Annotated in this window: 14 protein-coding genes and 1 CRISPR repeat array; of the genes, 7 read left to right on the forward strand and 7 right to left on the reverse strand. The window is 51.7% G+C overall.

The window, feature by feature from the left end:
* The first annotated feature begins 78 nt into the window (after positions 1–78).
* Both umuD and umuC read left to right on the forward strand, forming a co-directional pair.
* Positions 79–501 (forward strand): translesion error-prone DNA polymerase V autoproteolytic subunit, encoded by a 423-nt coding sequence (gene umuD / locus I6G83_RS16420; protein WP_054306372.1) that lies wholly within the window; start codon positions 79–81, stop codon positions 499–501.
* Positions 501–1,769: a translesion error-prone DNA polymerase V subunit UmuC gene (gene umuC / locus I6G83_RS16425; protein WP_054306373.1), complete on the forward strand. Its 1,269-nt coding sequence runs from the start codon at positions 501–503 to the stop codon at positions 1,767–1,769. Before umuD ends, umuC begins: the two co-directional genes overlap by 1 nt.
* A 263-nt stretch (positions 1,770–2,032) precedes the next feature.
* Here umuC and I6G83_RS16430 read toward each other — a convergent pair whose 3' ends face one another.
* Positions 2,033–3,088 carry an acyltransferase family protein gene (locus I6G83_RS16430; RefSeq protein WP_072186123.1) on the reverse strand — a complete coding sequence of 352 codons (1,056 nt, stop codon included), beginning with the start codon at positions 3,086–3,088 and terminating at the stop codon, positions 2,033–2,035.
* Positions 3,089–3,647: 559 nt separating this feature from the next.
* Here I6G83_RS16430 and I6G83_RS16435 point away from each other — a divergent pair.
* The 3 genes from I6G83_RS16435 to I6G83_RS16445 all read left to right on the forward strand — a co-directional run bounded on the left by I6G83_RS16435 (position 3,648) and on the right by I6G83_RS16445 (position 6,390).
* Positions 3,648–3,887, forward strand: a complete 240-nt coding sequence (locus I6G83_RS16435; RefSeq protein ID WP_138111448.1) for a hypothetical protein — start codon at positions 3,648–3,650, stop codon at positions 3,885–3,887.
* A 425-nt stretch (positions 3,888–4,312) separates the two neighbouring features.
* The gene (locus tag I6G83_RS16440) at positions 4,313–5,035 is read left to right on the forward strand and encodes an acid phosphatase (RefSeq protein WP_054306375.1); all 723 of its coding nucleotides are present in this window, start codon (positions 4,313–4,315) and stop codon (positions 5,033–5,035) included.
* 263 nt (positions 5,036–5,298) lie between these two features.
* Positions 5,299–6,390, forward strand: coding sequence for a calcium-binding protein (locus I6G83_RS16445; RefSeq protein WP_054306376.1), 1,092 nt, complete (start codon positions 5,299–5,301; stop codon positions 6,388–6,390).
* A gap of 105 nt (positions 6,391–6,495) precedes the next feature.
* On the opposite strand, the gene I6G83_RS16450 is transcribed toward I6G83_RS16445, so the two are convergent.
* From I6G83_RS16450 to I6G83_RS16470, 5 genes are all read right to left on the reverse strand, one after another.
* Complete coding sequence (locus I6G83_RS16450; RefSeq protein ID WP_054306377.1) at positions 6,496–6,786, reverse strand: Bor family protein; 291 nt, start codon at positions 6,784–6,786, stop codon at positions 6,496–6,498.
* Between the two features lie 278 nt (positions 6,787–7,064).
* Positions 7,065–7,392: a CRISPR direct-repeat array (repeat unit 28 nt; unit sequence GTTCACTGCCGTACAGGCAGCTTAGAAA).
* Positions 7,393–7,796: 404 nt separating this feature from the next.
* The gene (locus tag I6G83_RS16455; protein ID WP_054306378.1) at positions 7,797–9,062 is read right to left on the reverse strand and encodes a cysteine desulfurase-like protein; all 1,266 of its coding nucleotides are present in this window, start codon (positions 9,060–9,062) and stop codon (positions 7,797–7,799) included.
* Complete coding sequence (locus tag I6G83_RS16460; protein ID WP_225365477.1) at positions 9,059–9,673, reverse strand: 2OG-Fe dioxygenase family protein; 615 nt, start codon at positions 9,671–9,673, stop codon at positions 9,059–9,061. Before I6G83_RS16460 ends, I6G83_RS16455 begins: the two co-directional genes overlap by 4 nt.
* A gap of 463 nt (positions 9,674–10,136) precedes the next feature.
* Positions 10,137–10,385, reverse strand: coding sequence for a glycine zipper domain-containing protein (locus I6G83_RS16465; RefSeq protein WP_054306379.1), 249 nt, complete (start codon positions 10,383–10,385; stop codon positions 10,137–10,139).
* 408 nt (positions 10,386–10,793) lie between these two features.
* Entirely contained in the window at positions 10,794–11,417 is a 624-nt protein-coding gene (locus I6G83_RS16470; RefSeq protein WP_054306380.1) for a winged helix-turn-helix domain-containing protein, read from the reverse strand.
* Positions 11,418–11,761: 344 nt separating this feature from the next.
* Between I6G83_RS16470 and I6G83_RS16475 the strand changes: the two genes are divergently transcribed.
* A complete protein-coding gene (locus I6G83_RS16475; protein ID WP_054306381.1) occupies positions 11,762–12,187 on the forward strand; it encodes a universal stress protein in 426 nt (141 codons plus the stop codon).
* A gap of 284 nt (positions 12,188–12,471) precedes the next feature.
* Entirely contained in the window at positions 12,472–13,227 is a 756-nt protein-coding gene (locus I6G83_RS16480) for an SDR family NAD(P)-dependent oxidoreductase (RefSeq protein WP_054306382.1), read from the forward strand.
* 37 nt (positions 13,228–13,264) lie between these two features.
* Here the strand turns inward: I6G83_RS16480 and I6G83_RS16485 are convergent, their stop codons facing one another.
* On the reverse strand, positions 13,265–14,545 hold the full coding sequence (locus I6G83_RS16485) for an NAD(P)/FAD-dependent oxidoreductase (protein WP_054306383.1): 1,281 nt from the start codon (positions 14,543–14,545) through the stop codon (positions 13,265–13,267).
* Between the last annotated feature and the right edge of the window lie 4 nt (positions 14,546–14,549).

Consider the following 14,549-nt stretch of genomic DNA (forward strand, 5'->3'; position numbering starts at 1 on the left):
TTCTAAGTAATATCCGAACTTCCCTCCGTTAAAATCTTGCGCTTATACTGTATAAAAACACAGTATCAAGGCAACATTATGACTCTCTTTTTTCCAACGCCAACCCCGGTAAAACTTGAACTACCGCTGTTCTCTGACAAAGTGCCCGCTGGTTTTCCCAGCCCCGCCGCGGATTACGTCAGCTCGCGCATCGATCTGAACGAATACTGTATCAGCCATCCTAATGCGACATATTTTCTCTATGCGACCGGCGACTCGATGCTTGAGGCGGGGATCACTGAAGGCTCGATGCTGGTTGTCGATCGCAGCATTGCTCCGGCACATGGCGATATCGTTATCGCGAGTATTGCCGGGGAGTTCACGGTAAAGCGTCTTTGTTTGCATCCGCGCGCCCAGTTGGAGCCGATGAATGCAAAGTATGAGCCGATCGTTCTACAGGATGACGGGGATAGCCTGGAGGTGGTGGGGGTTGTCGTGTCTTCGATTACGAGGCTCAAATAATGTACGCGCTTGCGGATGTGAACAGCTTTTACGCGAGCTGCGAAACGCTGTGGCGCCCGGACCTGCGCGGCCGTCCGGTCGTCGTACTCTCAAATAATGACGGCTGCGTGGTGGCCAGAAGCGAAGAGGCAAAGGCTCTCGGCATTAAAATGGGAGTGCCTTACTTCAAGGTTAAGCACCCTTTTGAGCGTGCTGGCGGCATCGCCTTCAGCAGCAATTATGAGCTGTACGCTGATATGTCGATGCGCGTGATGTCTGTACTGGAAGAGATGGCGCCGCGCGTTGAGATTTACTCAATTGATGAGAGCTTTATGGATCTGACCGGCGTGCGTCGCTGCGTTGAACTGGAAAACTTCGGCCGCCAGGTGAGGGCGAGAGTGCTGCGCGATACCGGCCTGACGGTGGGTATCGGCATTGCCCCAACCAAGACGCTGGCAAAATTGGCCAACCATGCGGCGAAAAAGTATCCGGGGACCGGGGGCGTGGTGGATCTGTCCAGTGCCGGACGCCAACGCAAACTGATGGGGCTGGTGCCTGTCGCAGAGGTGTGGGGCATCGGCCGGCGGCTAGCGAAAAAGCTGCAGATCATGGGGATCGACACGGCGCTGCAGTTAGCCGATACCAGCACGGCAATGATACGAAAGCATTTTAGCGTGGTGATAGAAAAAACGGTGCGTGAGCTGCGCGGCGAACCGTGCCTGGAGCTTGAAGAATTTGCGCCAACGAAGCAGCAGATCCTCTGCTCGCGTTCGTTTGGCGAGCGCATCACCGAATATGACGATATGCGCCAGGCTATCTGCATGTACGCGACGCGGGCGGCAGAAAAACTCCGTAAGGAGCATCAGTACTGCATGCACATCAGCGCCTGGCTCAAAACCAGTCCGTTCGCCATCAATGAGCAATACTACGGTAATTCGGCAAGTATAAAATTGAGCACGCCAACGCAAGATAGCCGCGACATTATCGCAGCGGCCGTGCGCTGCTTTGACGCTATTTGGCAGCCCGGGCATCGCTATCAAAAAGCGGGCGTTATGCTGCAGAACTTCTTCTGCCATGGCGTTGCACAGCTCGGATTGTTCGATGAGTACCAGCCGAGGCATAACAGTGAGCAACTGATGAGCGTTCTGGATCGGATCAATAATTCCGGGAGAGCCACGTTATGGTTCGCCGGTCAGGGCACGCAACAAGCGTGGTCGATGAAGCGCGAAATGCTGTCGCCGGCGTACACGACGCGAGTGAGCGATTTGCCACGGGCAAGAGTGTGCTAGAGCGAGTGAATATTGGTTATCAAAATCTCTGAAGATGTTTAAAACTCGGTGGGTTAAAAATGGGCGGAATGTGGGTTGGCTGGCTGGGTGGAAAGAGAAAAAAATATAATTTAAGTCAAACTATTATTGGTTTTTAGTCTTCGTTGGAGAAGATGGCAACCCGGAAATGGCTTGCTTACGTCTCGGTGACATGCTCTGGTGGAGTGTTAGTGTTGTGAGAGTTAGTGGCGGGATCCCGCCACTAACGTACGCTGTTTGCAATGTTAAGCTCTAGAGTTTAGAAATCCTAGAACTTTTCTCTCGACAAAAATATGAACTAAAATTCCCACAGTGGTACACGTGATGCAGGAAAAAATAACGATAATAGAAAGAGGTATTGATTGAATTATTTCAATCCGCTTCATTATGAATTTTATCACACCGATAGTAAGGAAGTGCGAAAGATATGTTACGTATGATGCATTTCCAATTAACTCAATTGATGTGCTAACAATGGGGTTCTTAGGCCTCCCTGTATTGAATAGGGCAAGGAAGAGAATCAGAGATGGAATTCCAAAATAAATGAAACGACCATTTCCGCGAAACTCACTTATATCATAAGGAAAATTGAATGGTATCGTCAGAATGGACGTTATGGATAACAAAACTAAAAAGTAAGACAGTGGTTTATTTACTCTCAAACCATTTTCACTGTGCATAAATACTGAGCACAGCAATACCCCAAATAAAAACTCAAGAGGAAGTGTTGATAAAAAATATTCTGATATATATTCCCCTTGGTATACTGTGTGAGATATAGACCATAGTGCTAGAGAGACACATATCAATGCTAAGCCATATCTTCTTGGGAAGATCATCGCTATTGCAAATATGAGGTAGAAAACAACTTCATATGATAACGTCCATGCAACCGCAAGAATAAGCGTGACATCTCCATTATCCATTTGTGAGGGGATGAAAAATAACGATGAAAGCAGCAGGCTATTGCTATATTTTAAGCTAAAGAATAACGATGGTATTGCAATAAGGATACCGGTTGTTATTAATGTGAAAATAACATACATGGGATATATTCTGATGGTTCTTTTTTTAAAGAACTTGCGAATATTTGCCATTCCCCCACCGAAATCATTCCAGTGTGCGTATGTTATTATAAAACCACTTATTATAAAGAATATATCCACCCCAGAGTTTGTTAGAATAACTAGCGGGCTGATGCTGTGGCCAAAAGATAACATTGCTGATGAATGAACAATCAAAACAAGAGAGGCAGCAATGGCCCTAAGTCCTGTGATTCCAAAAAAAATATTTTTCTTCATTTTTAATATCCATGTTTCCCTCAGCGGGATATTTTTGTTCCAGACTGGCTTCCAGTGGTGTGTAGTTCATAAAAGGTAACCATATTTTTGGTGTGGGATATTAACATTTGTCAGGGTTATGGCAAGCATTAGTAATTATTCATAAGTGAATTTAAATTACCATTTGATTTTAGCGGTTGTCTTATTATCAATCATTGATTGACCAAAACGTTAAAAATAGGGCTATAACAGCACCGTCAAGTGCGTGATCTATGACTTGAAAAGCTTTATGGAAGACGCCAATATGCTTAAATATTAATATTTTGCGCTAAAATAATTAAGTATGTTTAATCTGTTTGGCGTATTAATTCTCTTGTCGTCACACCTTTCACTAAATGTACAAAAAAACGTCACCTTTGCGTTGTCATAGTGTTGTAGGCGCCTCTCTATGATAGATGTGATTGAATATTTATTGTCATTTTTGTAAATGATGTGTGAGGAAACTAACAACATAAGATAGTTGTGGACGTTGCTGTGAAACGCTAAGAATAGTGTTCGACATACAAAGGAGAGAATGAAAATGAAAAAAATTACTACGAATGAACTTCTGGATACTTATGTTTTTACTGGAGAAAAACCTTCGCGTGTAAAATATGAGGTATATGACAACTACAGCGAGTTGACAGCGGATGTGACTGTATATCGTATCGACCCTGTAGGGATAGCGTCTCGTGATATTATTTTATTAGCTACATCTCGAGAACACCCTGATCTTGCTTTTGATGAAGTAAAGAGTCATTTCGAGAAAAAGTATGCCTAATGAGTATTCATACAGTGAGTAAACCCACTATTTGGTGGGTTTTTTACTTTTGCTATTTTTAATGAATTAAAATCGCAGTCTGTGGTGTTGTTACTTTGGATAGATTTTCATCATGCGATCGGTCGTCATTTATTAAAGACCCTTTGTCGGGGACGTCCCTTTTATATATTAATAAGTACATAAATGCCATAACGAATCTTGTTAAACTCACTTCTTTTTACTTGCTGGAAAATAGGAAGGTTTTTGCTCGTCTGGCTCTAGGATTTTTCATACTATCCGCCGTCACGCTGTAAAGCGTTATCTCAATATTTACCTGTTAGGTAACAATATTTTGCTATGGGCGTTGATAGCATATTTTGTTAAGCGCATGCGCCGGAGTGCCTCTACCGTTTGCTGCGGGACTTGTTAAAAAGGGATAAAAAAGTATGCGATTACATTTTAAGAAACGCGTTGCCGTATGTTCAGTTGCCGCTCTGTTGTTCTCCGCCTCTGGCGCATTCGCTGCGCAGACGCCAGGATTTCTGACGCCGGAAACCGCGCCCGACAGCCTGCAGATCTTACCGCCGCCGCCGGCGGAAAACACCACGGCGTTTTTAAACGATAAGGCCGCTTATGAGACGGGCAAAACGTTAAAAGATGCGCAGCGTCAGGCGCTGGCGGCCAGCGATGCGGACTATAAAAATATCTCCGCCGCGTTTTCCGCCGCCTTTGGCGAAGAGATTTCGCCAGAAAAAACCCCGGCTCTCTATGCGCTGCTGCAGGGCGTACTGCAGGACAGTCACGACTATGCGATGAGGGCGGCCAAAGACCACTATATGCGCGTGCGGCCTTTTGTGGTGTACAAGGACAGCACCTGTACGCCGGAAAAGGATAAGTCTATGGCAAAAACGGGCTCCTATCCTTCCGGGCACGCCTCGTTTGGCTGGGCGACGGCACTGGTGCTGACGGAGATTAACCCGGCGCGTGAAACCGAGATCCTGAAACGGGGTTATGACTTTGGTCAGAGCCGCGTGGTGTGCGGCGCCCACTGGCAAAGCGATGTGGATAACGGACGTTTGATGGGGGCCGCGGTGGTAGCCGCGCTGCACGGCAATCAAGGCTTTAACGATGCGTTGGCCAAAGCCAAGGCGGAGTTTGCCAAGCGGTAAACAGGTAGAAAACCTCCTCTGATTTCAGGGGGAGGTTAAATTAAATACCAACCACACGATCCCCTGCCACGGCAGCGCTCCACAGCCAGATAAACCCTTCCGTCGTTTATTTATTCGCCACCTTTGGCTATACCCTATTTATCACGGTCCATCGAGATGGCTATGGGCCTGCATACCATAAACGATGTTGTGACAGAAGATGGTGCAGGATAAACCGGCGATGAACGATGCCGCCGGATGGTAAATATCAAGAGGATAGGGTTATGAATAACAACAGGCTGACCGCCGCATATCTGCCTGAAAAGGCGGCCGTGCAGGAGGATTGGGATGTGTTATTACCTTTGGTGCCGAACATTATCACCGGCACGGCAGGGGACGATTTGTTGAATGGCACTATCGGCAAGGATCTGGTCTTTGGCTATACGGGTAACGATACCATCAAGCTGAATACCGAGGGCAATAATGCCGACATTGTGTTTGCCGGCAGCGGTGAGGATACGATTTACACCGGCAGCGGCGCGGTGATTTTTGCCGGTGATGATAACGATGCGGCTTATATTACCAACAACAGTTTTGTCGATCTGGGGGCCGGTGACGACGTTCTGCAAAGTGAACGTTTTACCGATGGCCATAATATTATTCTGGGCGGTGATGGTAATGACACCATCAGCACGCTCCATCCGGTTGACCTCAACAATCCGCCGGATGGCGTCAGCGTCGTGCCGGTCAACGATGTTATTTATGGCGGTGAGGGCGACGATCGCATCGATGTCATGGGGCAGAACTTCCGGGTGAAGGGGGACGCCGGCAACGATGATATTATGGTTCGCCTGATGCTGTTGGCGCCGAGTGATAACGGCAAAATTGACGGCGGCGACGGTGACGATTTTATCTTTATTGCCAATAATGACGCGTATCAGGTGGTTGGTCAGGAAGGAACGCATTTTGAGATTGACGGCGGCGCCGGGAACGACATGATTATTTCCTCGTCAATGGGCGGTGATACGCTGACCGGCGGTGAAGGTAACGACACCTTCTTTTATGAATGGGAGCTGGTAAGCTCAGCTGACGACCCCGATGTGATTACCGATTTCACCTTCAATGACCAGGAACAGGACAAAATAGATTTATCAAAGATGGACGATCTCTGCGCCTATGACTATGACGGCAAGCCCTCAAATCTGACGTTTATTGGCTATAACGAATTTAGTCGTCATGGTTCAGAAGTACGGTTGGTTCATACCGAAGAGGGGACTAACGTTGAGGTTATTCCGGGCACCTCTTTCTACGATCCGGTGATTATCCAGTTAGCCGGTGTGACACAGGAGCTGACGCAAGAGGCGTTTATTCTTTGATGCACCTATGCCGCTTCGCGATTTGAGGCCGTCGCCGGCAGCGGATAACGTTTAGATGAGAAACAGCCCGCGGTAAGCGGGCTGTTGTTAATTTGTATCAGTGATTTATTGGGCGCAATAAATACGGGCTTCGCGCGGAGTGTAGATGCCGAAGGTCACGACGCCCAGCAGGATATTCGGGAAGGTTTGCTGCACTTCGGTGCGCACCACTTTATCTGCGCCACCGCACACTGCTGCGGCATCAATGGTTTTCTTCTGGCCAATGCCGGAGACAAAGAAGTGGTGTGTGGTGGTCTGCTTAGGCGCGGCGACCGTTTGGTTTTTCATCGTGAACGTCTGCTGTGCACAGCCGGTAACCGTCATGGCGAGTACTACGGCGGCGAGTAATTTTTTCATTATTTTCAATTCCTTTTTAATCAATCAATATAAAGCGCGGGGATAATGCCACGATTACAGAAATTTACAAGTGTGGGTGACAATAAATAGCGTGCTAAGCGAGGAGGCTCGCGCGACAGAGAGCGGCAACGTAGGGTTGCGCCAACAACCCTTTTTTTAGCACTATGCGTAACTTATTGATATCTAATGGGCGTCTGAGCAGGCGTAAAAAAAGGGTATCGGCGGCTGAAAAGGGGAAAAAGCTTTAATTATTAAGCCGCTGGCCTTAAACTCTAACAGTTCACTGCCGTACAGGCAGCTTAGAAAGTTTGCGACAAACCGGTGTCACCGGAGAAATGGTTCACTGCCGTACAGGCAGCTTAGAAAAACATGTCGAACATCCTCACCGGCAAAAACGAGTTCACTGCCGTACAGGCAGCTTAGAAAATCGGCTAAATCTTTCCGATGCGGATAAATCGGTTCACTGCCGTACAGGCAGCTTAGAAAACCACGCTTCAGCCGATCAGGCCACTTTGATGGTTCACTGCCGTACAGGCAGCTTAGAAATTTTTTTGTCAGCATCAGAAACAGCGCTTTACGTTCACTGCCGTACAGGCAGTTTAGAAAAAAACACTATATTTTCGTGACCATCTTTATATTCGCGACCTTATTGATGGTATAGGGTATTTTTATTGAAAATATTAGGTTTTTATGGAGTTAGGATGAAATATGGAAATGTTAAATAGACTATCCGCTATTCTAAGTTTACCGTTAACCCTGCTGTGCGTGTCGTTCTCATCACTGAAGATTATGGGAGCAAACAACTCACTGATGGATGTTTTCCTGTCGGTGATTGTTCTGCTGGGCTTTCTTAATTTATTTCGGCTGATGGGGCGGTGTATCGTTTGGTTTAACGGAAACGATAAACGGTCAGATTAAATAAATCGCGCCTTTGACCATTCCGGCAAGCCGCATAAACAACGGGAACCCTGGGGTTCCCGTCGTCGATTAACCATCATGCCGCAAAAGCGTCAGCGCCCGCTCACGGCGGCCGGGCTGTCCGCCGTGGCCAGCGTATCCTCCAATACTTCAAACAGGCGGTCGATCTCCTCGCGGGTGTTGTAATGCATCATGCCGATGCGCAGCACGCCGCCGTGCTCCTGTAGGTTGAGCTGCCGTATCAGACCTTGCGCGTAAAAATGTCCGCTGCCGGCGCAGATATTGTGCTGACCTAACAGCATGGCAATCTGCTCCGGCGAGAAGTCGGTAAAGGTTAAGGCAAAGGTCGGCGTGCGGCGCGTGCTGTCCGCGTCGGGATGGCCGTAAAGCCGGACGCCGTCCAGCTGCCGCAGGCGCTGCAGAAAATAGCGGCACAGATCTTCTTCATGCCGGTGGTAGGCGGCGAAACTCTCCTCCAGGCGCTGCCTGAGCGGTGCGTCCGGCTTGCCCCACTGCGCCAGATAGTCAATGGCGGCAGTGACGCCGGCCAGCCCCTCAAAGCTTTGGGTGCCGGTTTCAAAGCGTCCCGGGCCGCTATCGGTCGCCGGCTCTACCTTATACGGGCGCAGACGCTGTAACCACTGCGGGGCGATATAGGCCATGCCGATATGCGGGCCGAAAAACTTATAGGCGGAGCAGACCAGGAAGTCGCAGCCCAGCGCCTGGACGTCGATCAGGTTATGCGGCGCATAGTGCACGGCGTCGACGTAGACCTGCGCGCCGACCCGCCGCGCGGCGGCGGTAATGGCCCGGATATCCACCACGCTGCCGGTCACGTTGGAGGCATGCGTCACCGCAATCAGCCGGGTTTTGTCGGTGATCTGCGCGCACAGCCGCTCGGTGTCCAGCGAGCAGTCCTCCGGACGCAGCGGAATATGATGCACGATGGCCTGCTTATCCTCCGCCGCCTGTTGCCAGCTGGAGACATTGGCGTAGTGGTCCAGCGCGGTGACGATAATCTCATCACCGGGCTGCCAGTCCCGGCTGATGATGCGGCTCAGGTGGAAGGTCAGCGACGTCATATTCATGCCGAAGACGATATTATCGGGTGCAGGGGCGTTTAACAGCGCGCGTACCGACTCGCGCGCGTTATGCATCACCTGTTCCGTCACCTTGCTGGAAAAGTAGTGTCCGCCCAGGTTGGCGTTATAGCTGCCGAGGTAGCCGGTCATGTTGTCCAACACGCCGCGGGAAACCTGGGAACCGCCGGGGCCGTCGAAAAATATCACCGGCTTATCCTGGTAGTGCTGCGACAGCGCGCCGAATTGCGCGCGGGCGCGCTCGGGGGTAAACGTCATGCCTGTTCTCTCCGTGCGGTCAGGATCAATAGATCCAGGTGTCCTTCTTCTTCCGGCGCCACGGCGGTGATCGGCGTGAAGTAGTGCCATAGCTTATTGTCCGCCAACAGCACGGTTTCACTGTCCGCCAGTACGCGCCTAAAGAACGGCATGCTGCGGTTATCGTCGTACAGCATGACTTCGCCGCCGACAATATTGTGCCGGTTGATGGAGGCCATGGCGATATGCTCGAAGCCATCCTGATGGATACCTTCCGGCGCCACCGGGGTTTCATTGTAAATCGCCACCACGCGCATCTGATGGATCTCTATTTTGGCGCCGTCGGGCAGGTCGTTGACTTCGGCAAACAGGGCGCACATCTCCGCCATGCCTTCGCTTTGCAATACGGCGCTGTCAATCGGCTCGAAGTGGCGCACCACGTTGCCCTGAAAGTGGTTGAACTCGTCCGACTGTACGAAGTCACGTTGCCCGATATCCTCAATCTGATTATTACGGAAGGTAATAACGGAATAACGGCGCAAGCGGTATTTACCATCCGCATGCTGGGTGTGGGGTAAAGCGGAAAACGACGGCATTAATTGCTGCGTAGCTTGACGGCTAAGGCTAGTCATACTTACTACATTCTCGTGTCCAGGTAACATAATCACCTCAAATATCAAATAATACTGACGTTATAGGGAGGAATTCCGATTAAATTGTAGACGACCCTGTGGCGATATCAATTTTGCGCCGATGCGACGGATTAGGGCTGGGCAGCGAAGGGGGCGGAAACTGTAAACCAGGATGAACGAGGCAGATATGGCACGGCGTTAAACGCCAGCCGCAGCGACGCTGAAGGTCGCAGCAGCGCTGGCGTTATGATGCAATCACGGGGGAAACGGCAGTGAGACTGGGGTGATCAGGCGCGGAGTTTTCTGCGCCAGATTTTCCACAGAGAAATGCCGGCGACGGCGACAATCGCCACCAGGTTAAGCACGATGGCGACCGGTAAATATGTCAGATAGTCCAGTGAGTCCATTGCTTATCTCCGAGAAAAAAAGGCCCGCAGGCCTTGTTAATCAGGCGTAATCGCCGTTACTTGCGCCCAAGCAGGTAACCAAAAACGATGCCGACGGCGGCGGCAACCGCCACGCCGGCCAGCGGGTTTGATTCCACCCGGTGTCTGACCACGTCAGCGCCGTCGCGGACCGCATAACTGGCCTGCGAGGCATATTTACGGGCCGCACCTTTTATCTCATGCTCTGGTGAACCCGTGGCTTCACCAAACGCTTCTTGCGCAGCACCGGCAACTTCTTTCGCTTTATCTTCAGCTTTACCAAACATATTTCGCTCCTTGTGATTGTAGGCCCAACACTGAGAATAGCAGAGCGTGTAAAGATTGCTCGCCGGCGAATAGCGATGGGATAAGGCGGATGGCGGGGGCGGCGGAAACGGGCGCGGCGCCGTGGCGCACGGGAATCGGGAGGAGAGGAGCGGTAGCGGAAAAGAAAAAAGCCCTTCAAATGAAGGGCAAAAATACAACAACACCAGGGAAAAGGTAATTAGATTACCTTCAAAAATTATAGGTTTTTTGAGACATGAGTTTCAATAATTTAATTGATGCATAAATTCATCATGGTGATGCATTGGTGCTTCACTGAGATTTATTTATATAGGTTGGTCGATGAATGAAATCAGACCGGGAATGGCCCATGGCCCGCAGACGGCCCGGCAGATACCGGGCCGGCGAAACTAGTGCGGTTTATTAAAAGAGAGCGTCGACAATAGCGGCATCTCCGCAGGTTGCGCGTCGCACAGCGCGCTTTGGTCCAGTGGGGAATAAATGCGTGACAGTGACGTTTGCGCGTCCTGGAGGTTGTTATAGAGATGAAAAACGTTAAAAAAGAGGGACAGCATCAGCAGCAGTCCAACCAGCAGCGCAGAGTAAAAGAGCTTCTTTTTGATTTTTTTCCTGGCGCGTCCGGCGGAGGCCGGCGCTTTGTCCGGCGTCGGCTGCATGGGCGGCTGTAGATTGATCTCTTCTATCTGAATGGCATGGGAGATCCTCAGCCCAACTTTAGGGATAGTTTCAATAATGTTTTTATCAATGCCCATGTTTTTGATAATGCGACGCAATGTACTCAGGCATTGATTGAGATTATTATTACTGGCCTGCAGTCCGTATTCATCCCAGACCTTTTCCAGAATGGTATCCCGCTCAACGATATTCCCTCTGTTTTTGATCAACAGAGTAAACAGCCTGGCGGCGGCGCTGGAAATGGCGACGACGTTATCCGTCTGATTATGTCGGTAAAGTCCTGTATCTTCAGGACTAAAGATCACGCTCTCTTCAATGCGATAAATCACTTGACTCATCTCATGGGTTCTCCGGGAAAACTTATTGGAATTATGATAGGAATAATCTTATTGGATTTCTTTTTACTGTTTCTTGATCGGGAGCAAAGACGCAATGGCTAATTTAGCATGAGAAAATAAGTCATATGATTCAGCTGGTGATTATAACTCTCGGTGTTAATAACTAAATTATTATAAAATCAGCGATAGTTTTTTTATGCAGGTATTTACCGTGCGCCGGCCGGGCGATAAACAGGAATGCCGGGTAGGGCTGGCCTACACTTAAGCTATCGGCATGGCATGCTGAAACACCGGGGCTGGAGGGCCGCTGCGGTTTGTCAGGGCAATGCGGAGGGCAGACAATCATGGCATATCAACATATTGTGGTAGCAACGGACCTGGGAGAAAACGCGGCGCAGTTGCTGCAAAAGGGCGCCGAGCTGGCCAGCGCGCTACAGGCCAAACTCTCTCTGATCTATATCGATATCCACCACACCGGCTATTACGCCGAGCTGGGGATTGGCGCTTATAACTACACCGACAAAAAATTCTCCGAACGGGCGGCGAGCATCCTGGCGTCGTTCAAAAACCAGTCGCCGCATCCTATTGCGGAGGTGGTGATTGGCCGCGGTGAATTAAGCGAGGAATTAAACAACGCGGCGCAGGAGAAGGGATTTGACCTGATTATTTTCGGCCACCATCACGATCTCTGGAGCCGTTTATTTTCCGCCACGCGTCAGGCGATCAACAACCTGCAGATCGACGTATTGGTTATCCCCATCGAGGACTGATTACCATCACCGCCGCGGGCAGCATACGCCGGCGGTGATGTCATTTATTCCCGCCAGGTAACTACATGCCGGCTTTTAATTTCCCCCTGGGATAATAACCGCTTGCCGACAGGCCGTGACCAAATAAGCGCTTTTGTTTAGCGAGATCATAGAAAATCACGCTTACCTCTTTTGGGTTATAAAAGCGCACGTTTTGTCTTTCCTGCGGCGAAGTACGGAATTACCCTGTGATTGATTATTAATTTTTATGATTAATACAAAATAATTCACACGGAGGAGGTTCTATGCGTTTTGATGACAAAGTAGTGATCATTACCGGGGCGGGAAACGGCATGGGGGAAGCGGCGGCGCGCCGTTTTGCTGCGGAAGGCGCAACGGTGGTGCTGGCGGACTGGGCCAAGGAGGCGGTGGATGCGGTGGCGGCCTCGCTGCCGGCCGGCAAGGCTCATGCGGTGCATATCGATGTCTCCGACGCCGACGCGGTAGAAACCATGATGAATGAGATCGCCGCGCGCTTCGGCCATATCGACGTGCTGTTGAATAACGCCGGGGTGCATGTTGCCGGCAGCGTGCTGGAGACCAGCGTCGCCGACTGGCGGCGCATCGCCGGGGTGGATATCGACGGCGTGGTGTTCTGCTCCAAATTCGCGCTGCCTTATCTGCTGAAAAGCAAAGGCTGCATCGTCAATACCGCGTCGGTTTCCGGCCTGGGCGGCGACTGGGGCGCGGCTTACTATTGCGCGGCGAAGGGGGCGGTGGTCAACCTGACGCGCGCCATGGCGCTGGACCACGGCGGCGACGGCGTGCGGGTGAATGCCGTGTGCCCGAGCCTGGTGAAAACCAATATGACCAATGGCTGGCCGCAGGAGATCCGCGATAAGTTTAATGAGCGCATCGCGCTGGGACGCGCGGCGGAGCCGGAAGAAGTGGCGGCGGTGATGGCGTTTCTCGCCAGCGAGGACGCCAGCTTTATCAACGGCGCCAACATCCCGGTGGACGGCGGGGCGACCGCCTCCGACGGCCAGCCGAAAATCGTCTGATTGGTTATCATGGCCCGGCTTGCCGGGCCTGTTGTGGTTAAACGCCGATCCGATCGCGCAGCGTGTAATAGGCCGCGCCGATGGCGGTAAACGGAATCTGCAGGTTGCGGCCGCCGAAAAACGGCAGGTGCGGCAGCTTGGCAAAGGCGTCGAAACGTTCCGCATCGCCGCGCAGCAGCTCGGCGATCAGCTTGCCCGCCAGATGGGTGCAGGTCACGCCGTGGCCGCTGTAGCCCTGCATGTAATAGACGTTATTCTCCAGACGGCCGAACTGCGGCATACGCGACAGCGTCAGCAGGAAGTTGCCGGTCCAGCGGTAGTCGATGCGCACCCCTTTCAGCTGCGGGAAGGTTTTCAGCAGTTTGGGGCGGATCAGGTTGTCGATATCGTCCGGATCGCGCGCGCCGTAGACTACGCCGCCGCCGTACAGCAGTCGGTGGTCGGCGGTGATGCGGTAATAATCCAGCAGATAGTTACAGTCTTCCACGCAGTAATTGCGCGGGATCAGCGACTGGGCCACCTCCGGCGCCAGCGGCTCGGTGGCGACCACCTGGGTGCCGCAGGGCATACTGCGCTTGGCCAGCCGCGGCTCCAGCTTGTCGCCGAGGTAGGCGTTGCCGGCGACGATCACATAGCGGGCGCTGACCTGGCCGTGGGCGGTGCTGACCCGCGCCGGATCGCCGTGGCGAATATCGGTGACCGCCGACTGTTCAAAGATCCGTCCGCCCTGCAGGCGGATGGCTTCTGCTTCGCCGAGCGCCAGGTTCAGCGGGTGGATATGTCCGCCGCTGTGGTCGAGCAGGGCGCCGACGTAACGATCGCTGGCCACCTCCTGGCGGATGCGGTCGGCGTCCAGCAGCTCCAGCTGATTATTGCCGTAGCGCTCCCAGTGGCCTTTCTGTTCGATCAGCGTGTGATACTGCTTATTGTTCAGCGCGGCGAAAATGCCGCCGGGGCGGTAATCGCACTCGATGGCGTAGCGTTTGATGCGGCTGCGGATAATCTCCGCCCCTTCAAACATCATGCTGCCGAGCAGGCGGGCGCTGTCGGCGCCGTAACGCTGTTCAATCACGTCGATATCGCGGCTGTAGGAGTTGACCAGTTGACCGCCGTTGCGGCCGCTGGCGCCGAAACCGATGCGCGCGGATTCCAGCACCACCACGTCATAGCCGGCTTCCACCAGAAACAGCGCCGAAGAGAGGCCGGTATAGCCGCCGCCGACGATGCAGACGTCGCACTCGATGGACTCATTCAGCTGTGGATAGGGCTGGTGCGGGTTGGCGCTGGCCGCATAGTAGCTTTTTACATGTTCAGTCATCGTG

It is taken from the genome of Serratia rubidaea (assembly GCF_016026735.1).
Taxonomy (GTDB): domain Bacteria; phylum Pseudomonadota; class Gammaproteobacteria; order Enterobacterales; family Enterobacteriaceae; genus Serratia_B; species Serratia_B rubidaea.